Source organism: Rhodococcus sp. IEGM 1306, assembly GCF_036541985.1.
Taxonomy (GTDB): domain Bacteria; phylum Actinomycetota; class Actinomycetes; order Mycobacteriales; family Mycobacteriaceae; genus Rhodococcus_F; species Rhodococcus_F qingshengii.
Map to the genome: position 1 here is coordinate 1 of NZ_JAZHFF010000009.1, position 24,251 is coordinate 24,251.

Annotated in this window: 21 protein-coding genes and 1 pseudogene; 8 read left to right on the plus strand and 14 right to left on the minus strand. The window is 63.3% G+C overall.

The annotated features are described in order from the left end of the window. Positions 1 to 266: 266 nt before the first annotated feature. Positions 267 to 524, minus strand: coding sequence for a helix-turn-helix transcriptional regulator (locus tag V3587_RS23260; protein ID WP_283377612.1), 258 nt, complete (start codon positions 522 to 524; stop codon positions 267 to 269). A gap of 95 nt (positions 525 to 619) precedes the next feature. On the opposite strand from V3587_RS23260, the gene V3587_RS23265 reads away from it, so the two are divergent. Together V3587_RS23265 and V3587_RS23270 are read left to right on the plus strand one after the other, a co-directional pair. Beyond that, complete coding sequence (locus V3587_RS23265) at positions 620 to 1,207, plus strand: helix-turn-helix domain-containing protein (protein ID WP_166502868.1); 588 nt, start codon at positions 620 to 622, stop codon at positions 1,205 to 1,207. After that, positions 1,188 to 2,429, plus strand: coding sequence for a tyrosine-type recombinase/integrase (locus V3587_RS23270; RefSeq protein WP_283377611.1), 1,242 nt, complete (start codon positions 1,188 to 1,190; stop codon positions 2,427 to 2,429). The genes V3587_RS23265 and V3587_RS23270 overlap by 20 nt, the downstream gene beginning before the upstream one ends. Positions 2,430 to 2,449: 20 nt before the next feature. Here the strand turns inward: V3587_RS23270 and V3587_RS23275 are convergent. The 4 genes and pseudogenes from V3587_RS23275 to V3587_RS23290 all read right to left on the minus strand — a co-directional run. Continuing rightward, positions 2,450 to 2,668: pseudogene (locus V3587_RS23275) on the minus strand (sigma factor); the annotation flags it as partial. A gap of 140 nt (positions 2,669 to 2,808) precedes the next feature. Beyond that, positions 2,809 to 6,846 carry a lipid II flippase MurJ gene (locus V3587_RS23280; protein ID WP_283377610.1) on the minus strand — a complete coding sequence of 1,346 codons (4,038 nt, stop codon included), beginning with the start codon at positions 6,844 to 6,846 and terminating at the stop codon, positions 2,809 to 2,811. Next, entirely contained in the window at positions 6,843 to 9,197 is a 2,355-nt protein-coding gene (locus tag V3587_RS23285) for a DUF6049 family protein (RefSeq protein WP_058037556.1), read from the minus strand. Before V3587_RS23285 ends, V3587_RS23280 begins: the two co-directional genes overlap by 4 nt. Beyond that, positions 9,194 to 9,766: an NUDIX hydrolase gene (locus tag V3587_RS23290; protein WP_030537486.1), complete on the minus strand. Its 573-nt coding sequence runs from the start codon at positions 9,764 to 9,766 to the stop codon at positions 9,194 to 9,196. Before V3587_RS23290 ends, V3587_RS23285 begins: the two co-directional genes overlap by 4 nt. A gap of 111 nt (positions 9,767 to 9,877) precedes the next feature. Here V3587_RS23290 and V3587_RS23295 point away from each other — a divergent pair, with 111 nt between their 5' ends. Next, positions 9,878 to 11,329: a CCA tRNA nucleotidyltransferase gene (locus V3587_RS23295; protein ID WP_003942535.1), complete on the plus strand. Its 1,452-nt coding sequence runs from the start codon at positions 9,878 to 9,880 to the stop codon at positions 11,327 to 11,329. Here V3587_RS23295 and V3587_RS23300 read toward each other — a convergent pair. The 4 genes from V3587_RS23300 to V3587_RS23315 form a co-directional block, all read right to left on the minus strand. Then, complete coding sequence (locus V3587_RS23300; protein ID WP_161121371.1) at positions 11,313 to 12,620, minus strand: MFS transporter; 1,308 nt, start codon at positions 12,618 to 12,620, stop codon at positions 11,313 to 11,315. The genes V3587_RS23295 and V3587_RS23300 overlap by 17 nt on opposite strands. A gap of 23 nt (positions 12,621 to 12,643) precedes the next feature. Continuing rightward, positions 12,644 to 14,281 carry an acyl-CoA dehydrogenase family protein gene (locus tag V3587_RS23305; RefSeq protein WP_283377609.1) on the minus strand — a complete coding sequence of 546 codons (1,638 nt, stop codon included), beginning with the start codon at positions 14,279 to 14,281 and terminating at the stop codon, positions 12,644 to 12,646. After that, positions 14,265 to 14,888 (minus strand): TetR/AcrR family transcriptional regulator, encoded by a 624-nt coding sequence (locus V3587_RS23310; RefSeq protein ID WP_283377608.1) that lies wholly within the window; start codon positions 14,886 to 14,888, stop codon positions 14,265 to 14,267. The genes V3587_RS23305 and V3587_RS23310 overlap by 17 nt, the downstream gene beginning before the upstream one ends. Positions 14,889 to 14,976: 88 nt before the next feature. Further along, positions 14,977 to 15,543, minus strand: coding sequence for a TetR/AcrR family transcriptional regulator (locus V3587_RS23315; protein ID WP_030537483.1), 567 nt, complete (start codon positions 15,541 to 15,543; stop codon positions 14,977 to 14,979). A 161-nt stretch (positions 15,544 to 15,704) separates the two neighbouring features. On the opposite strand from V3587_RS23315, the gene V3587_RS23320 reads away from it, so the two are divergent. Then, entirely contained in the window at positions 15,705 to 17,051 is a 1,347-nt protein-coding gene (locus V3587_RS23320; RefSeq protein ID WP_256670284.1) for an MFS transporter, read from the plus strand. Between the two features lie 24 nt (positions 17,052 to 17,075). On the opposite strand, the gene V3587_RS23325 is transcribed toward V3587_RS23320, so the two are convergent. After that, on the minus strand, positions 17,076 to 18,017 hold the full coding sequence (locus V3587_RS23325) for an NAD-dependent epimerase/dehydratase family protein (RefSeq protein WP_283377607.1): 942 nt from the start codon (positions 18,015 to 18,017) through the stop codon (positions 17,076 to 17,078). 134 nt (positions 18,018 to 18,151) lie between these two features. Here V3587_RS23325 and V3587_RS23330 point away from each other — a divergent pair, with 134 nt between their 5' ends. Genes V3587_RS23330 through V3587_RS23340 form a run of 3 tightly spaced genes read left to right on the plus strand, consistent with a single transcriptional unit; the run spans position 18,152 to position 19,780 of the window. Further along, entirely contained in the window at positions 18,152 to 18,847 is a 696-nt protein-coding gene (locus V3587_RS23330; RefSeq protein ID WP_003942494.1) for a TetR/AcrR family transcriptional regulator, read from the plus strand. 53 nt (positions 18,848 to 18,900) lie between these two features. Next, positions 18,901 to 19,506, plus strand: coding sequence for a YqgE/AlgH family protein (locus tag V3587_RS23335; protein ID WP_003942572.1), 606 nt, complete (start codon positions 18,901 to 18,903; stop codon positions 19,504 to 19,506). Positions 19,507 to 19,561: 55 nt separating this feature from the next. Beyond that, positions 19,562 to 19,780: a hypothetical protein gene (locus V3587_RS23340; protein ID WP_058227431.1), complete on the plus strand. Its 219-nt coding sequence runs from the start codon at positions 19,562 to 19,564 to the stop codon at positions 19,778 to 19,780. Here the strand turns inward: V3587_RS23340 and V3587_RS23345 are convergent. Next, on the minus strand, positions 19,773 to 20,753 hold the full coding sequence (locus V3587_RS23345) for a bile acid:sodium symporter family protein (RefSeq protein ID WP_003942582.1): 981 nt from the start codon (positions 20,751 to 20,753) through the stop codon (positions 19,773 to 19,775). The genes V3587_RS23340 and V3587_RS23345 overlap by 8 nt on opposite strands. Positions 20,754 to 20,757: 4 nt before the next feature. Next, complete coding sequence (locus tag V3587_RS23350; RefSeq protein ID WP_058037560.1) at positions 20,758 to 21,927, minus strand: MFS transporter; 1,170 nt, start codon at positions 21,925 to 21,927, stop codon at positions 20,758 to 20,760. A 162-nt stretch (positions 21,928 to 22,089) separates the two neighbouring features. Here V3587_RS23350 and V3587_RS23355 point away from each other — a divergent pair, with 162 nt between their 5' ends. Then, on the plus strand, positions 22,090 to 22,785 hold the full coding sequence (locus V3587_RS23355; RefSeq protein ID WP_030537479.1) for a FadR/GntR family transcriptional regulator: 696 nt from the start codon (positions 22,090 to 22,092) through the stop codon (positions 22,783 to 22,785). Here the strand turns inward: V3587_RS23355 and V3587_RS23360 are convergent. Further along, positions 22,754 to 23,713 (minus strand): DUF1648 domain-containing protein, encoded by a 960-nt coding sequence (locus tag V3587_RS23360; protein WP_283377606.1) that lies wholly within the window; start codon positions 23,711 to 23,713, stop codon positions 22,754 to 22,756. The two genes, V3587_RS23355 and V3587_RS23360, sit on opposite strands and share 32 nt — an antisense overlap. A 5-nt stretch (positions 23,714 to 23,718) precedes the next feature. Beyond that, entirely contained in the window at positions 23,719 to 24,210 is a 492-nt protein-coding gene (locus V3587_RS23365) for an SdpI family protein (RefSeq protein ID WP_081558901.1), read from the minus strand. Positions 24,211 to 24,251 lie beyond the last annotated feature (41 nt).

Sequence of the window (24,251 nt, forward strand, 5' to 3'; positions counted from 1 at the left end):
TACCCTCATCATCGAGGGCATCGAAGCGGCTGAGCTCGACATCAACGCTCGTGTGTGGCGCAACTTTTCCGATAGTCCTCACGGCTACCACGGTGTGGACGCTCTCACCTGAGGGCACATCCGAGAGAACCTCGGCAACGGTAGGGATAGTTGGTAAACTCATCAAAGATCTCCTGCTTCGTAAGGGTTGTTGGGGATTTGAACGGCATTGGCTGCAAATGGGACGGCAATCCCGCAGTCGGTGCCGTTTTTACGTTGGCTGGCCACTAAGCGACACCGCCGCGGACACCGTTGGATTCCTGGGCTACGAGCCATTCCTGCAGCTTGGAGAGCTTGTAGACCACTCTCGACTTTCCCTGTACATGCGACTCGGGACCAATGCCCTTAGCGCGGTAGTAGCGAAGCGTGCTGACTGGAATGCCTGTCTTCTCGCTGACCTGTTTGGTGTTGAGGTACTGCTCCATCTGGAAGGCCACGTCCGCGTGAGTTCGGGTTAGTGGACCTGAGAGTTGAACTTCTGTCATTGTTTTTCCTTCTCGTGGCAGATGACTATCCTCCTAAAGGTTTAGCACGCCTCAACGCTGGTCGCAACCTCTCGTTGCTGATAGCGTTTCCTTCTATGGGAAATGACGAAAAGGCAGGCTCGGTCGAGGATTGGTTCGGCCGCCGGGTTCGTGAAGAGAGGGAGTTGCGAGGGTGGACGCAGTTTGAACTCGCGGAAAGACTTAGGCGGCAAGGCATCTCGCTGCATCAGTCGGCGATTGCCAAAATCGAGTTGCGTGACGTAGATCGACCACGAACCATCCGATTAGATGAAGCAAAGGCTCTATCGGAGGCCTTCGGAGTCGACCTCGCTCAGATGCTCCTCGATTCCCCGGGCGCTCGTGCACATCACCTGGCACGAAAAATTCGATACTGGACTGAGGCTCAGGTGGAGGAGTTTCAATTCGCGGAGGATCTAGCACTTGAACTGCGCGATTTACTCTCGGACATCGAGAGGATGAGCGGGGCAGAAGAACGGAAGAGGATCGAGTTCAAGCTTTGCGCAGACGATTTCTTCAAGCTGGCAGACGGCGTTGCGCCCGCGATGAGTCGACTCAGTTCAAAGTTGCGCCACCCGGGACGCCGAATGGGGTTCGACCTCGAACGGTTTGGCGTGAACAAAGACAATGTTGAATCGAACGCCGATGCAGACCCCGAAGCGTAACCGACGTGCCGGCGTCGAGGATCTGTGGCGAGACCTGAAGAAACCTCGTCCACTACTTGACGACGACGGCAATCAACTAGTCAATGACGATGGGACGCCGCAAACGACGCTACGGCCGAAGCTGTACGGCATCGGAAAGCGTTGGCGCGCTAGGTATGTCGATGATAACAGCCGCGAGAGAACGCAACGATTCGATCGCAAAGTTGATGCCCAGAAGTGGCTCGACGACATCGTTGCGAGTCAGGTCACCGGCAATTACATCGACCCTGTGCGCGGTCAGATCACCTTCGGCAGCTTCTATGCCGAGTGGGCGCCGCGTCAGGTTTGGGTGCATCACACGCGTCGTGAGAATGACCGTCTCGACAGAACTGTTCCGTTCCGCGATGTAGCTATGTCCGATTTGCGGGCCAGTCACTTCGAGACGTGGGTCAAGGCAATGCAGGATCAACCATTGGCGCCGTCGACGATCAAGTCTCGGATGATGAATGTGCGAGCCATCCTCAAGGCGGCAATTCGCGACAAGGCGCTGGCCGTCGATCCGAGTCAGGGGGTCAAACTTCCACGCACTCGGCGTGCTGAAGCGGCAATGAGCATTCCGACCAGCGAGCAGGTGGGCCAACTCATCTCGAATGCCGAAGATCGGTTCATGCTCTTCATCGCACTGTGTGCGTTCTCTGGCGCGCGCTCGGGTGAGACGTCAGCCTTTCAGGTCGGGGATTTCGACTTCCTGCGCCGGGAGATTCACGTCGAACGCCAGGTGCAGCGAATCCGGAGCGGCGTTGTGGAGATCCGCCCACCCAAGTACGGCAGCGAGCGCACGGTAGCTGCACCCAAAGAACTGATTGACATGGTGGCCGAGCACATCCGCCTTCATGTTCCGGGTGACGATCCGAAACGCTGGATCTTCGAGGGCCTTAACGGGAACCCAATGGAGCACAACATGGTCGGCGGGCGCTGGCGTAAAGCTAGGGCCGCTGCAGGCGTTACGGAGGTCAAACTGCATTCTCTACGGCACTACTTCGCGTCAGGCCTGATCGCGGCCGGCTGTGATGTGGTGACCGTCCAGCGGGCACTAGGTCACTCGTCCGCGTCGGTCACGCTCGACACCTACAGCCACCTGTGGCCGAAGGCGGAGGACCGTACCCGCAAGGCCGCCAGCGGACTCTTTGATGAGGCGCTCGGCGCTACTGCGTACTCTCTGCGTACCGAAGGGCGCATTTAGGCTGTTGACCTGGTATTCCAGGCATTGACCACGATGGTGTGGAGCCAACTACGCACCGCCGCGTCGCCGCGGAACTTCGCTGCCTTGCGGTGCGCGGAGAGCAGACCCTCCTGGAGTGCGTCTGCCGCGTCCTCGTCCGAGTAGCTCGTACGCCGGGCAACGTGCCATAGATGATCCTGATGCCTGGTCAGTAGTTCACGGAACGCATGCCGATCGCCCTCGACATGAGCAGTCAACAATTCGAAATCCGTCGCCTCGAGATTATTGTTCTCGAAACTTCTGGATTCGAATTTTCCGGCTCCGCCCCCGGTGCCCCCCCGATAACTGTGCACGGGCGGATATTAGCCCAGTCGGTAGGTTTCAGAAGGGCCAAGGGCGATCACTTTGCCGCAGTGAATGCAATCTCCGAGATGGATGTCTGGTTTTGTCCGGATTCGGTGCTGAGCTGGGTAATCCAAACCAGGACATACTGACCCGAGCCGTCCGACGTGACTGGAATGTCGGTCACGCCGTTCTTCAGGACACCCGATCCGATTTCCTTGGTCTGATCCAGCGAAGTATTCGCAGAAGGGGCAGAACGGATTTCAACGACGGTTCCCGGCGAATCAGACGTGATCGCAACGTTCTTCAGGTTGGCGGCATCGGCAAGCGTCACCATCAGGCCGACACCGTTCTTCAGCGATGGGAACGGCTGGAAGTACGAATCCGACGACCATGCGGTGGCCGGATTGCCGTCGATGGCGTTCTTCGCTGTTGCCGGCTGATCCGGCGTTCCCTGGGGTGAGAACACCGTTACGGCCGAGGAAGCTACCGGAACGGTTGCTGCCGCCGGTGCGGGCGCCGGTGAATTGTTCTCGGGCGCAGTGGCTTCGGTGGTCAGTCCGAAACTCTGCTCGCTGAGCGGGGTGTCGTTACTGCCACCCGAGAGGAAACTCGCTACCCACACCACAAGGAGAATCAGGACGATCACGGTGAAGACACCGAGCGCCGTCAGTGCCGCGAGCATCCGCGTCGACTTCTTCTTCTCGGCCTCGATGGCTTCGGGGTCGTTCAGTGCATGACCCGACGCACCCTGTTCGCGGTGGCCGAGACGAAGTGCCGGAATCATTTCCGTCTTGTCGTTGACGACGGACGCCTGATCGAGGATGTGCTGCACGGTGGCAGCAGTGCGGATTCCACTCTCCGACTGCAACGCTCGAACCGCAACGGCCGAGATGTCGAACGGAACCTCCGGACGGACGACGCGAGGCTCGACGATGTTCCCGTCGGCGCCGCGGCCGGCGGGAAGCAAACCACCGACGGGACCGGCGGACGGATCGGCGAGCGGCCAGCGCGCCGTGATGAGCGAGTACAGCATGGCGCCGAGACCGCGGACGTCGCTGGTGGAATCGGCGTCGGCAAGCGTCGCCGGGAACGCCAGTACGGCGTCACCGTTGATGCTGATGCGAACGCGGTCCGGGTGATCGATGGACAGCGCACCGCCGGTGCGGTGAGCAGCTTCGGCAGCCGCCGCGAGGGCGCGGATGGCGCGGGCTGCACCGATCGGCGACGGCGTCGTCTCGGCCATCTCACGCAGCGAGCGGCCGGGAGTCCATTCGGCGACGACGATGCCGCCCGAGCTTCCGCGGACGACGTCGAGGACGCGAGCCAGACCGGGCGAGTTGATTCGTCCCAGGCGCAGAGTGCGTGAGAGAACTGCCTGCGGTCCGGACTGGCTGTCGTCGTCACCGCGCTGATCGGCGTCGACGAACGTCAGGGCTACTTCACGGTCGAGCTTGACGTCGAGAGCTTCCCAGAACTGCAGTCCGCGGGTTCCGCCGTGCGGCGCGAGCAGACGGTAGCGTCCGCCGGCGACAGATGCGCCCGGGATGAGCTTCGGTCCACGGGGCATCGGTCGCTGGGCCGGTCGTGATGCGGATCCGGCGGCAGGTGTGCGAGGTGCAGTGGGCGGTGTCTGAGCGGCAGCCGTCTTCTGAGATTCGGGTGCCTTCTTGTCCGGAGCAGGCGTCTTCGGCGCGGGTGTCTTCGAGACAGGTGCTGAAGGTGTCTTCGACACGGGCGCCGAAGGTGTCTTGGACACACTGACCGGAGGTACCGGCGGAGCGGCCTTCTGCACCGGCGGCTGCGGCTTCTGACCCTGCGGGCTTTGGCCCTGCTGCGGTCGCTGTGCGGGCTGCTGTGACTTCTGACCCTGCTGTGACTTCTGACCCTGCTGTGGCTTCTGGCCGGCAGATGCGGAGGAACTCGTGGATGCAGGTGTGCCCGACGATGCCGTTGACTTCTGTTCGGACGCTTTCACGGCAGAAGTCCCGGCACTCTTGTTGCCGGAAACGTTGTCGTCGCTCACCCTCGCTCCTTCTCCATCGATAGCCCGTCCCCGAATACGCGCGGGTTGCGATCCTGTACGCCCATGACCAGGGTACGGGAGCGCACCCGGTCGTTCTTGCTCGTTTGATTCCGTTCTGATTGCAGGAATCAGCTCGGTGACGTCGTCGTCGGTGTTGTTACGTGTGTCCGGTTCGGCGCGACCTGTCAGTGAACGAATCTTGCGGGAGACCGCAACCGTTACCGACAGGACTTCCGGAACCTTCTTGAAGTAGAGAATCGTGAAGGTGATCGCGAGCATCAGGATGCCGCCGACGGCGACGCGAACCATCGAGCCGGGTCCGCCGAAACGCTCGGTGAGTTGATCGAATCCGAGGACCCGGTCGACCGCGAGCATGGTCAACGACCCGGCTAGCGAGGCGAGTACGACGGACCAGACTGTCTTGCCCACGTTGGCCATCTGCAGGTTTCCGAGGCTGCGGTGCAGGAGGTACCCGCCGATGACGGCGCCGGTGATGTATCCGAGACCGTTGGCCGCACCGAGCAGGATCACGACCTGATCGCTGTTGGATGCGAAGACCGGAGCGAGCGCCGAGAAAGCGATTTTCACTGCAGTGATGCCGAGAACGATCCACGTCGGCGTCCAGGCCTGTTCGCGGGCGTAGAACACTCGAAGTTGGATCAGGACCAGCGCGTACGGAATCAACGTGAATGCCGACCAGCTCACGGCGGTGCCGAGTCGTTCGGCCTGTTCGGGTCCGAAGCGGCCGTAACCGTAGAGCGCTTCACCGACCTGCGGACCCATGAAGGTCAGGAACATGATGATCGGAACCAGCGTGATCATGGTCAGACGCGTTGCGACCGACAGATCGTCCACGACGGCCGGGGTGTCGTCGGCAGCAGCGTTGCGGCTCAGGCGCGGCATGATCGCCGTCAGAACCGTCACTCCGAGCACGCCGTACGGGAGCTGCAGGAGCAACCAGGCCTGGCTGTAGATGGCAGGGCCGGCTTCGTCGGCGTGGGAGGAGATCTTGGTCGCGAAGATCATGCCCATCTGGCTGATCAGGACGTACAAGACGATGGCGACGGCCATGCCGCCGAACTGGCGCAGGCGGTCGTCGAGACCCCACAGCGGCTTGAGCGAGATCTTCTCGCGGCGAAGCGCGGGGATCAGGCTGGCTGCCTGCACGATGACGCCGATGGTGATGCCGATACCGAGGGTGAGCAGCTTTGCATCGCCCATCGAGACCGGATCAAGCGAGATCTCGCCCGGAGTCAGGCGGTAGATCACGAGCACCACGAGGACGACGACGTTGTTGAGTACGGGAGCCCAGGCTCCGGGCTTGAAGATCTGCCTGGTGTTCAGAAACGCTGTGAACAGTGCCGACAGCCCGTAGAACAGGATCGCCGGCAGAAGTAGATACGACAGCGCCGTGGTCAGGTCGGTGCTGACCTTGCCGTCTTCGGACAGGAAGACGTATTTGGTGAGTACGGGTGCTGCCAGGGTCGCGAGCAGCGCGGCCATGCCGAGTAGAACGAGCGACGCCGTGAAGAGGCGTCGGACAAACGCTTCGCCGTGATCGGCGTCCTCCCGCTCGGCGCGAACCAGCACGGGGACGACGATGGCGGTCAGCACGGCGCCCAGAACCAGTTCCGCGATCATGTTCGGAATCTGGCTGGCGACGGTGAACGAGCTGGCGATGGCGGGGCCGAGGACCATCAGGATCATCAACTGCTTGGCGAATCCCGTGATGCGGCTCGTCAGCGTCGCGATCGCGATGGAACCCGTTGCCGCGAGGAGTCGAGAGTTCGTCTCCTTGCGTTCCCCGACCTGGACATGGGCGTCGGTGTCGAACTCGTCCGACGTGGTCGTCTGCCGGTCGGCGAATTCCATCTCGGCTTCGCGGTACCGGGGGTAGTCGCGGATCACCGGGATGGTCATGGTGGGTGCGTCGTCGAAACGTGCGTCCGGGTTGACCGGCTGGATCGGGTAACCGCGCTCCCACGGTGGCATCCGAGGATGCGAGCGGGTCGTGGCACTCTTGCGGGTGATCGCCGAGCGGCGACCCTCCTCGGGTGGATTCCCGGTCATGAGCGTTCGTACCCTTCATCTGCTGGGTCCGGCTGACCCTTGAATCGATGCCACAGCCGTCGCCCTGCCAGGAACAGCAGCAACCCTCCCGCTGTCGCCGTCACGGCGGCCAGGGGACGACCGTACGCATTCGACCGTACGGTCACGCTGGTCGGCGTACCCAATTGGCGGCCATCTGTCGTGGTCAGCGAGAAGTTGACTTCCAGCTTGCGAGAATCGTTCATTTCCGCGGGCACAGTCAACTGTCGGCTACCTCGCGGCGGAAGCTGTTTGGGACCGATGTCACTGATCTGCATCTCGGGTGGGGCTTCCACACGCAGGTCGACGTTGATGGCGATGGGCAGCTCGTTGCGCGCCACCAGCAGGAGCGGACTCTGCCCCGACGCAAGGGTGTAGACGCCGCCCGGCGACACCACACTGACGGCCCGGTACATCCCGTCGACGGCTTCGGTGACGTTGTCGGCGCGGATGGTCGCAGCGCGCTCCGCCCGATTGACCGAAGCGGAGTCGACGTTGCGGCGATCGGCCAAGGTCATCGAACGGAGTAGATCTTCGCGGAGCGGCGCCGTGAATCCCCGGGGGGTGAGCGAAGCCGCCGGATCGTCCACGAGCGAAGCTTCGAGCCCGTCGATACGCGGAAGTTGGGTGGTTGCGGTCTCGACGACGGACGTTTGCGGACCGTCCTGGGTAGCCCGGTCCGGGTAGTCGAGAGTGGCGGCGTCCGTCGCGCCCGGTTGCCTGCCGAGCAGTGCCGGCAGGGCCTGAGGTGAGGCGAGCCCGGACCGGATGAGGGTCGCGAGCATCGAGAGCACCGCCGTGGCGTCGTTGCTGTCGGCGGTCCACAGTTGCGGCGGCGCGAAGATCTGATTGCGCGGCAGCGACGTCGGCGTCAGCGCGGCCCAGGCCATCGCCCCCAGCGCGTCCTGACGCCGGGCGCTGCGCGATTCGATGTCGATGGTCGGCGCGGTGTCGTCGGGGATGTACGACGGGACCTGCGGCTCCGAGCCGGTGGCGGCCAACGCTGCTGCCGCCGAGGTGTCGAAGGCAAGCGCGTCGAGTGAGCCGGTTATCCGCGACGACAGCTGCGGAGCTGCCGAGTCGACGGAAGTGTCAGCCACCATCGCTGTGGTGGGATTCACGCTCAGCACCTCTGCGGTGGCCGAGTCGAGGACACCCGAATCCGGCCAGACGAAATCTCGCAGTGAGGTCACGCCGAGGATGTTGTCGACGATGTCCGCCGGCCGTGTGAGCGCGGTAGCCGTCAACTCCGGATTGGCCACCGAGGTGACCGCGGCGAGATCGGACTGCGCGAACGGAACCGCCGTCGTGCACATCGAGGACGCGAGGGTCTTCACCCGGCCGAGCCACTGGTTGGCGGCGTCGCTGCCGCGGCCTTCGTGCGACGGCCCGGTGGGGTCGGACGAGTTGTCGGCCACGAGGTATCCGCGAGTCATGTTCTCGACGGTGATCAGAAGGTCGGGGTCGATTGCCAGGCAGAGCGCATCCGTGACGCGTCGATCGGTATCGCTCTCGGGCTTGGTGGCGTTCTCCACCGCATCGACCAACGCGTCCAGACGGCCGCCGTCGGAAAGTTCGGTGGCAAGTTCGTCGTCGATCAGGCGTACGGGCTCGTTGACCGCGCCCGGGATTCCGCCGACGAGTCGTGGCGCGTCGGCCAGCGGCCACATGAGCGTGACGCCGATCGGGGCGGACGTGTCGGGGGGAACGACCGCCGTGGCGGACGAACTGGGGGTTCCGGCTGTGGCGTTCGATTCGGCTGCGGCCGGCACACCGAGGACGGGGAGCAGGAAGCGTGCGTCGTCGAGTCGGGCGGCACCGCCGTACTCCGGGGTGCCGTTCACGTTGACGAGCATCGGGTAGACGCCCGGTTCGGTGATGTCGAGAGACAACCCGGTAGTGCTCCGCAACGGCAAGGTGAGCGTGAACTGCTTGGACTGGCCGGTGTCGAGGGTGGTGGCAACGGTGTCGAATTCGCCGACCGTGTCGAAAACGGCCTGGTCGAAGTCGAGTGCTGCGCGCACGTCCGAACTGGAGTCGATCGCGGGAGCGCGTTGCAGCCTCACTCCGACGTCCTCGACGGGACGGTCACCGACGTTCTTCACCGTCCCCTTGACCACGACGTTGCGGTCGCTGGTGGTCGTCACCGTGGTCGGTGCGGTGGAGTCGATGGTCAGCTGCAGAAATTTGGCATCGTTGGTGTTTCGCGCCGGGGCGCGCTCACTGGGCTGGCTGGACGGCGCTGCCCATGCGACGGCCGTCGTTGCAGGCCCGAAACCGACAGCGGCCATCACCAGAGCGGCCACACCGGCCCGCCGCAGTGCCATTCTCATCCGGCGTCCGGTTCCTTCGGGCGCTGTTCTTGCCGTATTTCCGTTCGCGGCATCTCGGCGATCATCTGGGACGCGAGTTCTGCGAGTTTGCGCTCGTCGGCGTATGCGAGGCGCGAGTGCAATTCCGTCAGCGGCACCCAGGCGACTTCGGTGACCTCGATGTCCTCGTCGGAGAGTTCACCGCCGAGAAAGCGGAGGAGGTAGTGGTGCACGGTCTTGTGGACGCGTCGACCTTCGGTCACGAACCAGTAGTCGATGCTGCCCAGCGGTGCCAGGACGGTTCCCTGGATACCGGTTTCTTCTTCGACCTCACGCATCGCGGTCTGCTCAGCGGTCTCACCTTGTTCGATATGGCCCTTCGGTAGCGACCAGAGCAGGCGTCCGCGGCGGTCGGTTCGGCCGATCAGTGCAGCGCAGAGGCGTTCCGGGGGTCCTCCCCAGCCGTCGACGACCAAGCCGCCCGCAGAAGTTTCACGGACGGTTCGCATCAAAGGTTTATCGGGGTTGCCGACGGCAGGTCGACGCCGCGGGTTGCGGCGACTCCTGTTTGTTCGTTCGGCACCAGACACCTCATCGATACTAGTTGGCGTTGCAGCGTTGCCCGGTAACCCGCGCAAAGCGGTCTATCGCGTTCGTATGCGCGTTCTGCTATTTGCGCACCTTAAGTAAGCTCCTTTCACGTGACTGTCCCTACCTCCGACGCTGATCGCCGCCTACGACTGCTTGCCGACGCCACTGCAACGCTCGGCACGTTGTCCGACGTGTTGAACCCGCTCGGTGAGCGTTTTGCTGCGGCCGGTCACGAGCTGTTCCTGGTGGGTGGCAGTGTTCGCGACGCGATCCTCGGCCGCTTCAGTGGCGATCTGGACTTCACGACGGACGCCAGGCCGGAGAAGGTTCAGGCTCTGCTCAAGGGCTGGGTGGACAAGCAGTGGGACACGGGCATCGAGTTCGGGACCATCAGCGCCATCAAGCACGGCCAGGAGATCGAGATCACGACCTTCCGGGCCGACGCTTACGATCGCGTCTCTCGTAATCCGATAGTCGAGTACGGCACGACGTTGGCCGACGATCTGGTGCGCCGCGATTTCACCGTCAACGCGATGGCGATGAAGATCGGCGCGGACGGTTCCTACACGTTTGTCGATCCGCTGAACGGCATGGACGCGCTGTTGGCCGGAGAGCTCGATACGCCGTCGGCGCCGGAAAACTCGTTCAACGACGATCCGCTGCGGATGCTGCGTGCTGCCCGGTTCGTCTCGCAGCTTGGTTTCACGTTGAACAATCGTGTTTTCGAGGCCATCAAGGAGATGGCGTCGCAGATCGAGCGGATCACCGCCGAGCGTGTGCAGGTGGAGCTGAACAAACTGATGCTGGGCATGTACCCGGTGGACGGCATCAACATGATGGTCGACTCCGGACTGGCTGCATACGTGCTGCCCGAGGTTCCGCAGATGAAGCTCGAGATCGACGAGCATCACCAGCACAAGGACGTCTACCAGCACTCCCTCACGGTGCTCCAGCAGGCGATCGATCTCGAAGAAGGCGATCCGGACCTTGTATTGCGTTGGGCAGCACTGCTTCACGATATCGGAAAGCCGGATACCAAGCGTAACGAGCCTGGCGGTGGGGTCAGCTTCCACCACCACGAGGTGGTCGGCGCCAAGCTGGTGCGCAAGCGCATGCGGGCACTGAAGTTCTCGAAGCAGATGGTCGACGACGTCTCACAGCTCGTGTTCCTGCACTTGCGTTTTCACGGCTACGGCAAGGGACAGTGGACCGACTCGGCGGTGCGGCGGTACGTCACCGACGCGGGCGAGCTGCTCCCCCGCTTGCACAAGCTCGTGCGGGCCGATTGCACCACACGCAACAAGCGTCGCGCCGCGCAGCTGCAGGCCACGTACGACGACATCGAAGAGCGGATCGCGCGCATCGCCGAGCAGGAAGACCTTGCTCGGGTGCGTCCGGACCTCGACGGCAACGCCATCATGGAACTGCTCAACATCCCGGCCGGCCCGCAGGTGGGCAAGGCATGGACGTTCCTCAAGGAATTACGTCTGGATCGCGGCCCGCTCGAGCGTGACGAGGCCGAGGCCGAACTGCTGAAGTGGTGGGCTACCCAGCAGGGCTAGTTTCTCGTTTCTTGCGGTTGATCAGCACCGCTGACAATCCGGCGGCATAGACACCCGCACCGGCAACGGCCAGGCCGACGCTCTTGCCGTCGGGTGCGATCACCGTCGACGCTGCCGCGATCGCACCGATGAACGCGACGTTGAACACGGTGTCCTGCAGGGCGAATACCTGACCACGACGGTCGTCGTCGATGTCGATCTGCATGGCCGCGTCGCCGCTGAGTTTCACGGACTGGCCGGCGATGCCGAGCAGGAAAGCGGCAATCAGCAGCGACCCCTGAGTCAGCGTGGTCACGAAGACGAGCTGGACGAGAACCGCGCACACCAGGGCGTAGGTGATCGTCCGTGAGCGACCGATCCGCGGGATGAGGAACGGTGTGATCAATGCCGCGATCAGCATTCCGATTGCCGTGGCGCCGACGGCGACACCGAATCCGGCCATCCCTCCGGGTAATTGGGAGCCGTTCGAGGTGTCGCGTAGGACCAGCACCATGATGAGGGTGTTGATGCCGAAGCAGATGCGGTGCGCTCCGATTCCGATCATCGCCGTGGTGACGCCGGGCGCCTCCCAGACAGCGGTTGCCCCGGTGCGCAGTCCGGCCGTCACCGAACGGACGGCACTGGCGCGGACCACTTCGTCGGCGACCGGACCAAGTGAGCGGGCGGTGAACCTGGCCGCGGCGAGGGCCGCGATCATCGATCCCAGTGCTGCGATGGCCACGGCGGCACCTGACGCTCGATCCCCCGCGCCGATCATGCCGATGATCGCCACCGCTGCCGAAGCACCAAGAGCGGCTACCACCGAACCAGCCGTTGTGAGAACGGAATTGGTTGCCACCAGCCACGATTGTCGGACGACCTTCGGCAGGGCTGCGGATACGCCTGCCCCGACAAAGCGGCTGACCCCGATCGCAGCAAGCGCACACGTCAACAACAGAGTGTCACCGCCGCCGGCGACCAGCAGCACCGCGGTGGTCAGGATGAAGAGCCCGCGGAGCACGCTCGCCCACAGGAGCACCAGGCGGCGGTCCCAACGATCCAGCAGAGCGCCGGCAAAGGGGCCGATCACCGAATAGGGAAGGAGCAGTACGGCAAAGCCGGCCGCTATCGCCACCGGATCGGTTTCGCGTTCCGGGTTGAAGAGGATTGCGCCGCCGAGCGCGGCCTGGAACATTCCGTCGCCGAACTGGCTGGAAAAGCGGACGAGCGCCAGCCTTCCGAGGCCGGGTGATTCACGCAGGGTGTGCAGTACGCGCTGCCAGGCCTCGCGGCGGTTCGAGGCTCGGTTCATAAGCGGAAACTGTAGTGGGTGGGTCAGGCGCCGATCTTGACGGTGGCCCGCTCGAGGATCGGCGCGACGTCGACGCCCCTCGGCAGCGTTCCGAACACACTCCCCCAGCTGTTTCCGAGCCGACTCGCGCAGAACGCGTCGGCCACCGCGGGGTGCCCGTAGCGGAGCAACAGCGAGGCCTGCAGCGCGAGCGCCATGTCGCCGACGATCTTTCGTGCCCGGTATTCGATGTCGTCGAAATCGCCGAAAGCCGCCTGGAGATCCCGCACGGCCTGATCGAAGTGGCCGTCCACTCCACTGGCTCGTTTCAGCTCGTCGAAGAACACCTGCAGTGTTTCGGGTTGCTTGGCCATCGCCCGCAGTGTGTCGAGCGCCGCGACGTTGCCGGAACCCTCCCACACCGAAAGCAGCGGAGCCTCGCGATAGAGGCGCGGCATCCGGGATTCCTCCCCGTATCCGTTTCCGCCCAGACACTCGAGTGCCTCGGCAGCGTGGATCGGTCCGCGCTTGCAGACGAAGTACTTACTCACGGCCAACGAAATGCGTCGTAGTGCGCTGGCGTGGGCATCGCCTGCGGTTGCGCGGTCGGTCAGAGCGGCCAGCCACATCGCGACGGTGGTCGACGCTTCCGATTCCACCGCCAGATCTGCCAGAACGTTTCGCATCAAGGGTTGGTCGATCAGGTTGGCGCCGAAAGCACTTCGATGATTCGCGTGGTGAACTGCCTGCATGGTGCCGACGCGCATGCCGGTGGCCGTGCCGATCGTGCAGTCCAACCGGGTCATGTTGACCATCTCGATGATGGTGCGCACGCCCCGGCCTTCCTCGCCGACCATCCATGCGAGAGCGTCGCGGTACTCGACCTCACTACTCGCGTTGGAATGATTGCCCAACTTGTCCTTCAGACGCTGCAGGAACATGTTGTTGAGCGAGCCGTCCGGCAGGACCCGAGGCAGGAAGAAGCACGACAGACCGCCCGGCGCCTGGGCGAGGACGAGGAACACGTCCGACATCGGCGCGGAGGTGAACCACTTGTGGCCCGTCAGCAGGTAGCTGCCGTCGGATTGTGGCACTGCCCTTGTGGTTCCGGCACGAACATCCGAACCGCCCTGTTTTTCCGTCATCGACATACCGGCGATCAATCCGGGTTTGGTGAGGGGAGCTTTCAGCGCCGAATCGTAGTGCCGCGTGGTCAGGAGGGGTTCGTACTGCGCGGCCAGATCCGCGTTGTGCCGCAGCGCGGGGATCACGGCGTACGTCATGGAGATGGGACAGCCGTGGCCGGCATCGGTTTGACCCCACACGGCCATCTTCGCGGCGCGGACGAGGTGTGCGTGTCGATTCGGGTCAACCCACGGAGCGCCGTGCAGTCCCAATTCCACTGCGGTGCTCATGAGTTGGTGATAGGCGGGGTCGTAACGGACCTCGTCGATGCGGTTGCCGTAGCGGTCGTGGGTTCTCAGAACAGGTGGGTGCTCCTCGGCCAGATCGCCCCACTCCTGGGCCTGAGCACTGCCGGCGCGGATCCCGACGCGATGAACCTCTTCGAGTGCATCCGATGCGCCTTCACGGTGGAGTGCCTCGAGGATCGGCGCGTATTCGGCTGCGTCGTAATCGATCAGGGGCGGAACCTGATTGGTGACTTCATGCGTGGGTGTCATCGAAGCTCCCTAACGATCGAAGGGTGAGGGCGAGAATGGCGTCGATCGCAGCGGGATCGGTGGTGCCTCCGCGCAGTGGAAGGATCAGGGCCTCGCCGATTGCCCCGACGATGCACGCTGCCGTCAGAGTGGCGTCCTGTGGCGGTATCTCACCGGTGTCGACTGCCGAACGAATTGCGGTGGCCAGGCAATCGCGGAACGATTCGCGAAACATGAGACGCTGTTCGTCGACGAGTGGGTCCACCGGTTCCACCAGCAGGGCATAGGCGAGAACCGGTGCGCGCATGGCACGTTCGGCGAAGGTCCGAACAGACGCTGATACCGCGGAGCGGTGGTTGCCTTCCAGACTTCGGGCATTGTCTCCGGCGTCCCGAGCTGCGGATACCTCACGGCTGCAGACTGATTGGAACACTTCGGCGAACAATTCGCCCTTGCCGTCGAAATGTCGATACAGCGTCCCGGTGCCGACGCCGGCGTTCTTGGCCACCGCGGCGATGGAACATCCCGCATAGCCGTGGGTTGCCACTGCCGTCGTGGCGGCCTCGAGCAGCCGGGCGCGTTGTGCGTCCAATCTTTCCTGTACTGCCGGAGTGCGGCGATAGGCCATGTGAAGAAGTGAACACCCGTTCCGTTCTTGCGTCAAGAGTTGACTGGAGCAGAACGGCGACATGGCCTACTGGAGCATCGTTGAACTTTTACACGCAAACCCCGTGGGTGAGCATTTCGATCAGCCCGTCGGCCGCCTTTCGAAACGGTTCTTCGGATTGGGCAGCACGAGCGAGGACGTAAGCACCTTGCCGCACTGCGAGAATGGTGGTGGCGAGAGCTTCGATGTTCGCATCGGGACGGATTTCACCGTTGCTGCGCCCGTCTTCGAGTGTGGATGCGATGTTCTGTTGAATCCACACGAACATGGTCTGGATCGGTGCTCGCAACTCGTCGTTGGATGCGACCTCGGAGTCTTGGACCAATCTCCCGAGCCGACACCCGCGGAGGACGTGTTCGTCGATCGTGAGGAAGGCAGCGATCTTGTCGACGGTCGTCTCGCCGGAGCTGAGTCGTTCGGTGATTTGCGCTTGTAGTTCGCGCCCCATGAGATGCTCTGCGGCCACCGCCAGGTCCGCTTTCCCCTGGAAGTGGTGGTACATGCTGCCTTGCCCGACGTCAGCCATTTTCTGCACGGCACGTGGGCTTGTTCCGGAGTAGCCACGCTCCCACAACAGTTCTTGCATGCTTGCGATCAGCCGTTCCGCGCTACCCATACAGACATTGTACCTATGGGTATGTACAGTCTCTGTGAAAGCTGTTGTACTTGCAGGTACAGAAATTCCGGAGACGGGGGCCTCCTATGGGCACGAGCAACATCTCTGCTGACAGCTCGGTCGGTGACGCAGTCTCCGGCGGCACGAAACATACTGCACCAGTGAGTGCTTCAAGGGTTCAGGCACTGGCGCTGACTGCGGTTTGTCTTGGATTCTTCATGATCCTGTTGGACGGGAGCGCTCTCAACATCGCGTTACCGGCAATCGAACGCGACATCGGTGGCTCCATTGCCGCTTTGCAATGGTTGGTGAACATCTACACGGTTCCTCTGGCCAGCCTGTTGCTCACAGCGGGAGTTCTGGCGGACCGAGTCGGTTCCCGCAGTGTCTTCCTGTGGTCGTTGGGCGGCTTCACGGCGGCTTCTCTGTTGTGCGCAATAAGCCCGAACCTGGGGTTGCTGATGGCATTTCGTTGCCTGCAAGGTATTGCTGCTGCCGGGCTTCTTCCAACGACACTGGCGATCATTGCACGCACCTATCCGGATCCGATCGCGCGTGCCAAGGCAATCACGATGTGGGGTGCAACGGGCGGAATCGCATTGGTAGCAGGGCCGATCGGAGGAGGCCTGCTCACCGAGTTCATCGGTTGGCGCTCGATCTTCTTCGTCAATGTCCCCATCGGCGTTCTAGCCCTCTGGCTGTGCTGGCGGCATGTCCGTGAAACCGCGACGCGCGATGCGGAATCCTATGACGTTCCCGGGCAGGTCCTCGGCATCGCCGGACTTGCCCTTCTGGTAGCCGGTTTGATCGAAGGCGGCTCCCGCGGGTGGGGTGATCCGTTGGCGCTGGCGTTGCTACTCGGATGTGTGCCAACGCTCGTCGGGTTCTTCGTCGTCGAGGGCCGGACCCGGCATCCGGTTCTGCCGCTGTCGATCTTCCGTAAGCCGGCGTTCTCTGCATCCATAGCGAACGGATTCGCCTTCCAATTCGGGGCCTACGGCATGCAATTCATGCTCGCGATATTCATCCAGTCCTACTGGGGCTCTTCAGCGCTGCGGACAGGACTGTTCTTTCTGCCGTTTGCAGTGTTGTGGACGTTCGGAACGCTGGTCCTCAATCGCGTGTGGGCAGGTCGCGGTATGTGCTGGCTCCTGACTGTCGGTGCTTCCACTGCTGCGATCGGCGCGCTCCTGTGCACCGCGATCGGGGACAGCGATACCTGGCCTGTGGTGATGGCGGGGACCGCCCTCGTCGGTCTCGGGTGTGGTGTGTTCGGCCCCAGCTGCAATGGAACGGCCATGGCAGTGATCGACAAATCGTTCGCCGGACTTGCCTCGGGGGTACTGAATACCTCCCGTCAAACGGGCATGGCGATCGGCGTCGCGGCCCTGGGCATCGCTCTGAGTGCGTCGAACTCCGTTGGTGGGGTACGCATCGGGATGATCTTCGTTGCAGCGTGTTTCGTGGCCATCGCCGCTCTCAGTCGACGCTATCTCACGCAGATCTGAGTGATGCCCGGCCCACCTGCAGGTTCAGGCAGCAGCGGCGCGAGCCTGTTCCGCGCGCCACCACGCGACGGTCTCTTCGGCGGCCTGATCGAGCGGCGTCGGCGAGAGTCCGAGCAGCACTTCGCTGGCACTCGAGTCCATGACGAACGGCTTGGTGAACTGGTAGTTCATCTCCGCGAGTTCGCGGCTGTCGGTGTTGATCTTGCCGACGGCGTCGAGCACCCAGGCGGGCAGGACACCCACCTTGGCGGGGGATGCCCCGGCGGCGCGGGCGAAGGCCTCGGCGATCTTGCGCTGAGTGAGCGCGGGGCCGGTGGGTGCGTGGAGGACGGAGTTCCAAAGTTCGGGGTTGTGTGCCGCCGCGATCATCGCTGCTGCGAGATCGGGGATGTAGGTGAAGGAGTGCGGCTGATCTGCGGAACCGATGACACGAATCTTCTTACCTGCCATGACTTTCGGAACCACGCGCTCGCCGGCGTGGGCAGTGCGGACGCGGGGACCGAAGAAGTCCGAGGCGACGACGCTGACGGTGGGTGTTGCAGAGGCCTCGCGAGCACGCAGCAGCGCGGTGCGCACTCCGCGCTTGCCGCCGGTGGCGTTGCGTGGATCGGATTCGGTCATCAGGGTGTCGGAGTTGTAGGCGTAGAGGCTTTCGGGGAAGAGCACGACGGCACCGATGGATGCGGCCGCGTCGAGCACAACCTTCTCGGCCGCCGGGAGTTCCCGCTCCCAATCGGCTGCGTTGTAAGCAGCGTGGATGCAGTGGTAGATGGCCGTGGCGCCCTCGCTGACCGAGCGCAGGGCCTCGGCATCCGAGACGTCGACGCGTCGGCGGTCGATCAGCGGGTGCTCGGGCCCGCTGCCGGACCTGGTCAGGAGCCGGACGTTGATTCCCTGCTCGGCGAGCTGTAGTGCGACGGCGGATCCGACGGGTCCTGCTCCGGTGACGATTTCGAGGTTCGACATGGTGTGCTCCTTCTTGTTTCGAGTGAACTGAGAGCACTGCTCTCGTTTTCAAGAATGCACCTGCACCCGAGCGCTGTCAAGAGCAGTGCTCTCTTTTGTTGATGCTGCTCTCGGGAATGGGGCAAGATGGACTCATGGTTGGAACTCCCCGTGAGCGGGCGCGCGAACAGACGCTGCAGGACATCACCCGTATCGGACGCGAGCATCTCGCTGCCGTCGGCGCTGCCGCTTTGTCCCTGCGTGCCGTCGCGCGTGACCTGGGAGTCGTGTCCTCAGCGGTATACCGCTATGTCGCCAGTCGGGACGAACTGCTGACCTTGCTGGTGGTCGACGGGTACACGGAACTGGGCGCGGAAGTGGACGCCGCCGTGAATGCGGTTGCAGCAGAAGATTTTCGCGGACAGTTCATTGCTCTCGGGCGCGCCGTTCGGAGCTGGGCGATCCGGGAGCCGGCCCGCTACGGTCTGTTGTTCGGCAGCCCCGTCCCCGGCTACGACGCTCCGGGCGAGCAGACCACCGGCCCCGGCACCCTCGTCGTGACCCGGCTGATCGGGATCATCGACGCCGCCCATCGCGCGGGTTCACTGACGGTGCGAGAGGGTCCGGGCCTGAGTGACACGTTGGCAGCGGACCTCGAGGGAGTGCGGAATGAACTGGGTACCGACCTGCCGCCGGATGCCGCCGTGCGCGCAACTCTCGTCTGGGTATCGCTGTTCGGTTCGGTGAACTTCGAGGTGTTCGGGCAGTACGGAAGCGATACGTTCACCGACGCGAGCGAGATTTTCGAGCGGCATTTGGCACTACTTGCCGATGTGGCGGGTCTGACCTGAACACGCTTGTGTCTCGTTCCTCCGCGCGCAGTTGTCGGTGAGATGATGTCCTTGTGGCGCACGCAGAAGAACCCGAGGATCGAATGGCCTGGATAGAACCGGAGGTTCGTCCGGGCAGTTTGTTGGTGTCGTCGACCGATCTCACGGAACCCGCATTTCGCCGCACCGTCATCTACATGATCGAGCACAACGACGCCGGGAGCCTGGGCGTCGTCGTCAATCGGCCGAGTGAGACGGCCGTGCAGAACGTGTTGCCGCAGTGGTCACCGCTGACCGCGCATCCTTCGGCCCTGTACATCGGTGGACCCGTCAAGCGTGACTCGGCGCTTTGCCTGGGCATCGCTCGCAACGGTGCGCGGATCGACGGCGTCGCCGGCCTGCGGCGGGTGGACGGCAAGGTAGTCATGGTGGATCTGGACTCGGACCCGGAGGTCATTGCTCCTCTGGTCGAAGGGATCCGCATTTTTGCCGGGTACTCGGGTTGGACTCTGGGCCAGCTGGATTCGGAGCTCGAGCGTGAAGACTGGATGGTGATCAGCTCGCTGCCGTCGGATGTGCTGACGCCGCCCCGAGTCGATGTCTGGGCACGGGTGCTACGACGCCAGCCGCTACCCGTGGCGATGCTGGCCAGCCACCCCATCGAGGTGGAACGAAACTGACTTGTCGGAGGTCGATGATATTCCTGTGTCATCGTTTTCGAGAGAGGTGGCAGCAATGATCGCTGAGCGTCAGATCCAGTGCGCGGATTGTGTTTCGGATGTCGATCACTGCCACGATTCTTTGCTGCGGCATGCCGACGGATCACTCGAATGCACCGGCGCGAACTGCGTCGACTTGGCATCGGTCCGCCATGCGCTGTCCATCGATTGTGCTGAACTGCAGGGCGGTTGTGGCTGCGTCGACGCGACCCGAGGCGAGTTGCTCGCTAGCTGACGCTGACCGGATCCCGATTCGCGAAGCGTTGCGCCATCGCAGCACACACGATCAGTTGGATCTGATGGAAGATCATCAGCGGCAACACGATCAGGCCGACGGGCTGGCCCGCGAACAGTACAGCCGCCATCGGTAGTCCCGTTGCCAAGGACTTCTTCGACCCGCAGAAGATGATGACGATCTGATCGGGAAGATCGAACCCGAGCTTGCGCCCCGCGAGAGTGGTCACGCCGAGAACCAGCGCGAGAATCAGGCAGCACACGATTGTGAGGATCACGATCTGCCAGATCGTGATGGTGCTCCAGATCCCCTCTTTCATGCTTTCGCTGAAGGCGGCGAAGACAACGAGGAGGATCGATCCGCGATCGACGTACTTGGTGGGTTCGGCGTACTTCTGCAGCCATCCGATCACCAGCGGGCGGATCAGCTGACCGACGATGAACGGGATCAGCAACTGCACGACGATGTCGAGGATCGACGAGAAGTCGACCGTCGCCTGGCCGGTGGTGTTCATCAGCAGAACCACCAGCAGCGGTGTGACGAAGACGCCGATCAGGTTGGAGAACGACGCACTGACGATCGCGCCCGCGACGTTCCCCTTGGCGATCGAGGTGAACGCGATCGAAGACTGAACCGTCGACGGAACCAGGCACATGTAGAGGATGCCGGTGTAGAGCTCGTCGCTGATCAGCGTCGGTGACAGGAATCGCAGTGCTAGGCCGATCAGTGGGAACAGCACGAACGTCGCGGCGAGGACGACGGTGTGCAGTCGCCAGTGCTTGACGCCCTTCCAGGCTTCCTGCGGCGAGAGTCGTGCGCCGTAGAGCAGGAACAAGAAGCCGATGGCGATCTTGGTGGCCCAGTTCAGAATGCTCTCCGCGGTACCCGATACCGGGAACACACTTCCGAGCACGCCGGCGATGATGATGCCGAGGATGAACCCGTCTATGTAGAACCTGCTGAGAAACTTCACCTGGCTAAGGATAACGGCGAGCTTCAGCGGGCTCTCGAGCCCCACGAAGGTTGAAGCCCATCACCGCCAGGCACAGCAGCGTCCCGATGATCGACAGCTCGATGATGGCCGTCTGCATTCCCTGGAGGGTGATGGCGATACCCGCGATGATCGACGGGATCGCCAGTCCCGCGTAGCTGACGGTGAAGAACGCGGCCAGAACTCCGCCGTGGCTCTCGCGGGCGTGGGTCCGGGCGGCGGCGTTGACGCGCTTCATGCCGCCGGCAAACGCCAGACCGTGCCCGGCGCCGACCACGACGGTGATGACGCCCAGCAGTGCCAGGCTCGGGACGAGGTCGACCACGAGGAGGCCGATCATTCCCAGAGCGAGGATTCCCAGGCCGGCGGTGACGGACGTGCGCGGGTCCATGCGGCTTCCGCCGAGTTGCGCGACCACCGAGCAGATCATCACCAGTGCGGCCGCCCCGCCGCCGAGTAGAAGGTTGTCGATGTTCAGCAGGCTGGTCATCCACGACGGGACCACCGACTGGAAGAGCCCGACCGCGCCCCACGACAGCGCGACGGCGAGCGAGCTGAGCCAGAAAGTCTCGCGAATAGTGGCGGGAACATGTGGCATTTGGAAGAACCGCTTCGGGCGTGTGACGTCCCCGATCCGCGGAAGTAGCAGCAACACGATCAGTGCCGGGATGAACGCGACGAGGAAGATCAGATACGGCAACCGCAGCGGTTGTGGAAGGTACTGGGCGATTGCACCGGACACGAGTGGTCCGAGCGCACCGCCCAACGCGCCCGTCACCGTCGATACGAGCGCTGCTCGTCGGTGATCGAACTTCGGTTCCTGCTCCACCAATGCGGCGCTGCCCGCCGCACTGGCCGCGCCCACCGCGATTCCCTGGGCAATCCGGCCGACGAACAACCACACCGTCGCGTCGGCAAATGCCAGAACGAGCGTGCCGACGACGCTCAGAGCGAGTGCAGTAAGGAGCACGGTGCGTCGGCCGAGGGCGTCGGACAGCGGTCCGAAGAACAGCAATGCCGGAACGAGGCCGGCGACGTAGACGCCGTAGATCAGCGTCTGGATGGTGGGCGTGAATCCGAACTCGGTCCGGTACAGCCCGTAGACGGAGGTGGGCATGTTCGCGCCCAAGAGGATCACGGTGAGGACGTAGCCCACGCCGTAGAAGTGTCGATTGGTGCGGCGTGTGCGTTCTTCGGTGGCGACAGCTGTGGCGGACGTGGGAAGCCCCTCCTGAAGACAGAGTGCGAAAATACATGGGTCGTCCTACGTATCGTAGGTGAGTGGAATGATCGCCGCTAATGCTGTGAGGATGAGCTGATGACCGTTGTTCGCAAAGAGTCCGCGTACGAGCAATCCCTCGACTGGATGCGCACGCAGATCTCCGACGGCGTCTGGACAGTGGGCAATCGTGTTCCGACCGAGCCGGAGCTGATGAGTGTTCTCGGCGTCGGCCGGAACACCGTGCGCGAAGCGATCAAGACATTGACCTCGACGGGAGTTCTCGAGATCCGTCGCGGATCAGGGACCTTCGTGCGCGCTCGGACCGACATCGGCGGACTGCTCGGCAAACACGCGTCCGTCGACGAGATGAAATACGTCTTCGAAGTGCGTCGTGCGCTCGAGATGGAAGCGGTCCGGTTGGCGTGTGAGCGTCGCAGCGACGACGACGTTCGGATACTTCGTGAACTGGCCGCCAAGCGTGATGTCCCAGCGGAGAACTTCGTCGACGTCGATCTCGCGTTTCACATTGCCGTTGTCGATGCCGCCCACAATCCCGTGCTGAAAGATCTGTTTGCCGGAATCCTCGAAACAGTTCGAGCCACCTACGAGGTGACCGAAGGGGTGCATCCGCCGTCGCTGACGTCTTCGCATCATCAGGGAGTTGCCGAAGCCATCGCCGAACGCGATGTCACCAAAGCCAGGGCTGCGGCGTGTGGGTATCTCGAGAAGACTCAGGAAGCGATCGGTTCAGGCTCGGCGGTTACCGAGTCCGGGCGTCGGCCAATCGATTGAGTGACCCCGCGATGTCTTCGGCTTCGGGTGTCGTGATCGTGAGTCGGTCGCCACAAGCGAACGTGATGACCACCGCTGGTCCGGTGCGGGTGACGACGCCGTAGTTACGACGACCCTTGGTCTTGAGTCCCCAGCCGCCGAAGTCCGCGAACGGTTTGATCTCCGCGACGTCGGCTCCGACGACTTCCTCGATGCCGTAGGTCATCGCAGCCATCCCCATGTTGATCACCCGGATTTCCCGTTCGTCGACGATCACCCGGAAGCGAACCAGGCTGACGACGAGCAGTCCGAGTGCCCCGAAGATGAACAGCGGCCAGAGTGACCGCATCGCCAACGCCATGATGACTCCGGGCGCCAGAGTGATCGCAGTGAGGATCACCGACCCCTTGGTGCTGAATCCGACGTCGTCGGAGATGGGGAGAGCGCAGCGGCTTCGCGGCAACCCGGCCGAGGGTTCGATCGTGGCAAGAGTGCGGACGCGGTAGTCACGCAGGAAGGAGGCGCCGATCCACCCCAGCACCCCGCCGATGACAAAGCCGACACCGAGAGACCACAGCGGGAGTGACGTCGTGGATGGATCGGTGACATCGAGTTGGGTGTAGAGCAAAGCGAAGTTCACTGTCGTGATGAGCCCGACCACGCTCAGCCCGACAACCAACATGAATCGGCGCATCATCAGCATCGCGGGAGCAAGAGCAGCAATCGCACTCAGGCCGCCACCGAAGAGCAGCGTCAGAAGTGCAATGGTCCAGGCGTTGGCCGACGGGGTGGAGAAGCCGTCCGGCGAGGTGGTGGTCCAGTGAGTCGCGATCTGTTCCGGGAGGCGGGGCTCCCAAATTTTTGTCAGGACGAAGCCGAAGACCGCACACAACAGCGGAACGACTAGCCCGAATACGACCCCGGCCGGGTCGACCACGCGATGTTTCACGTGAATCAATGAGCCGGCTGGCAAGCATCCTTGAGCGCGCAGGCACCGCAGGAAGCGGTGCCGCAAGCGGCAGCGTTCGCCTTGGCCTCGGAGGTCTCCGCCACCGGCTCGGCGACAGGCTCGGAGTGTCCGCCGCAGTTGCAGTCGTTACCGCATCCGCTCTGCTGCGGGAGTGCGGCGGCAGCGCGGGCGCCGATGCCGCCACCGAAACCGGCAGTGAGGACGGCGACGACGACGGCGATGATCGCGACGGCAATGCCGAAGACTCCGCCGATGGTCAGTGCTGCGACTCCGCCGATGACCAACATTCCAGCGGCCGCGAGCATGGTCGGACCGGCCACCTTGTTGGCGAGGGCGAACGACTCCTCGCTCCGCAGGGAATCCTCGGTGCGGACACCGGCCCAGCGGTTGCGCGGGAGTTTGCCGATCAGTCCGGCGACAGCAACTCCACCGACGGCGACAGCGAGCACGAATAGCACCACAGCGACAACGATCACCCATATAGGATAGGCGCGAGTGGAGTTGATGGTATGCCCGG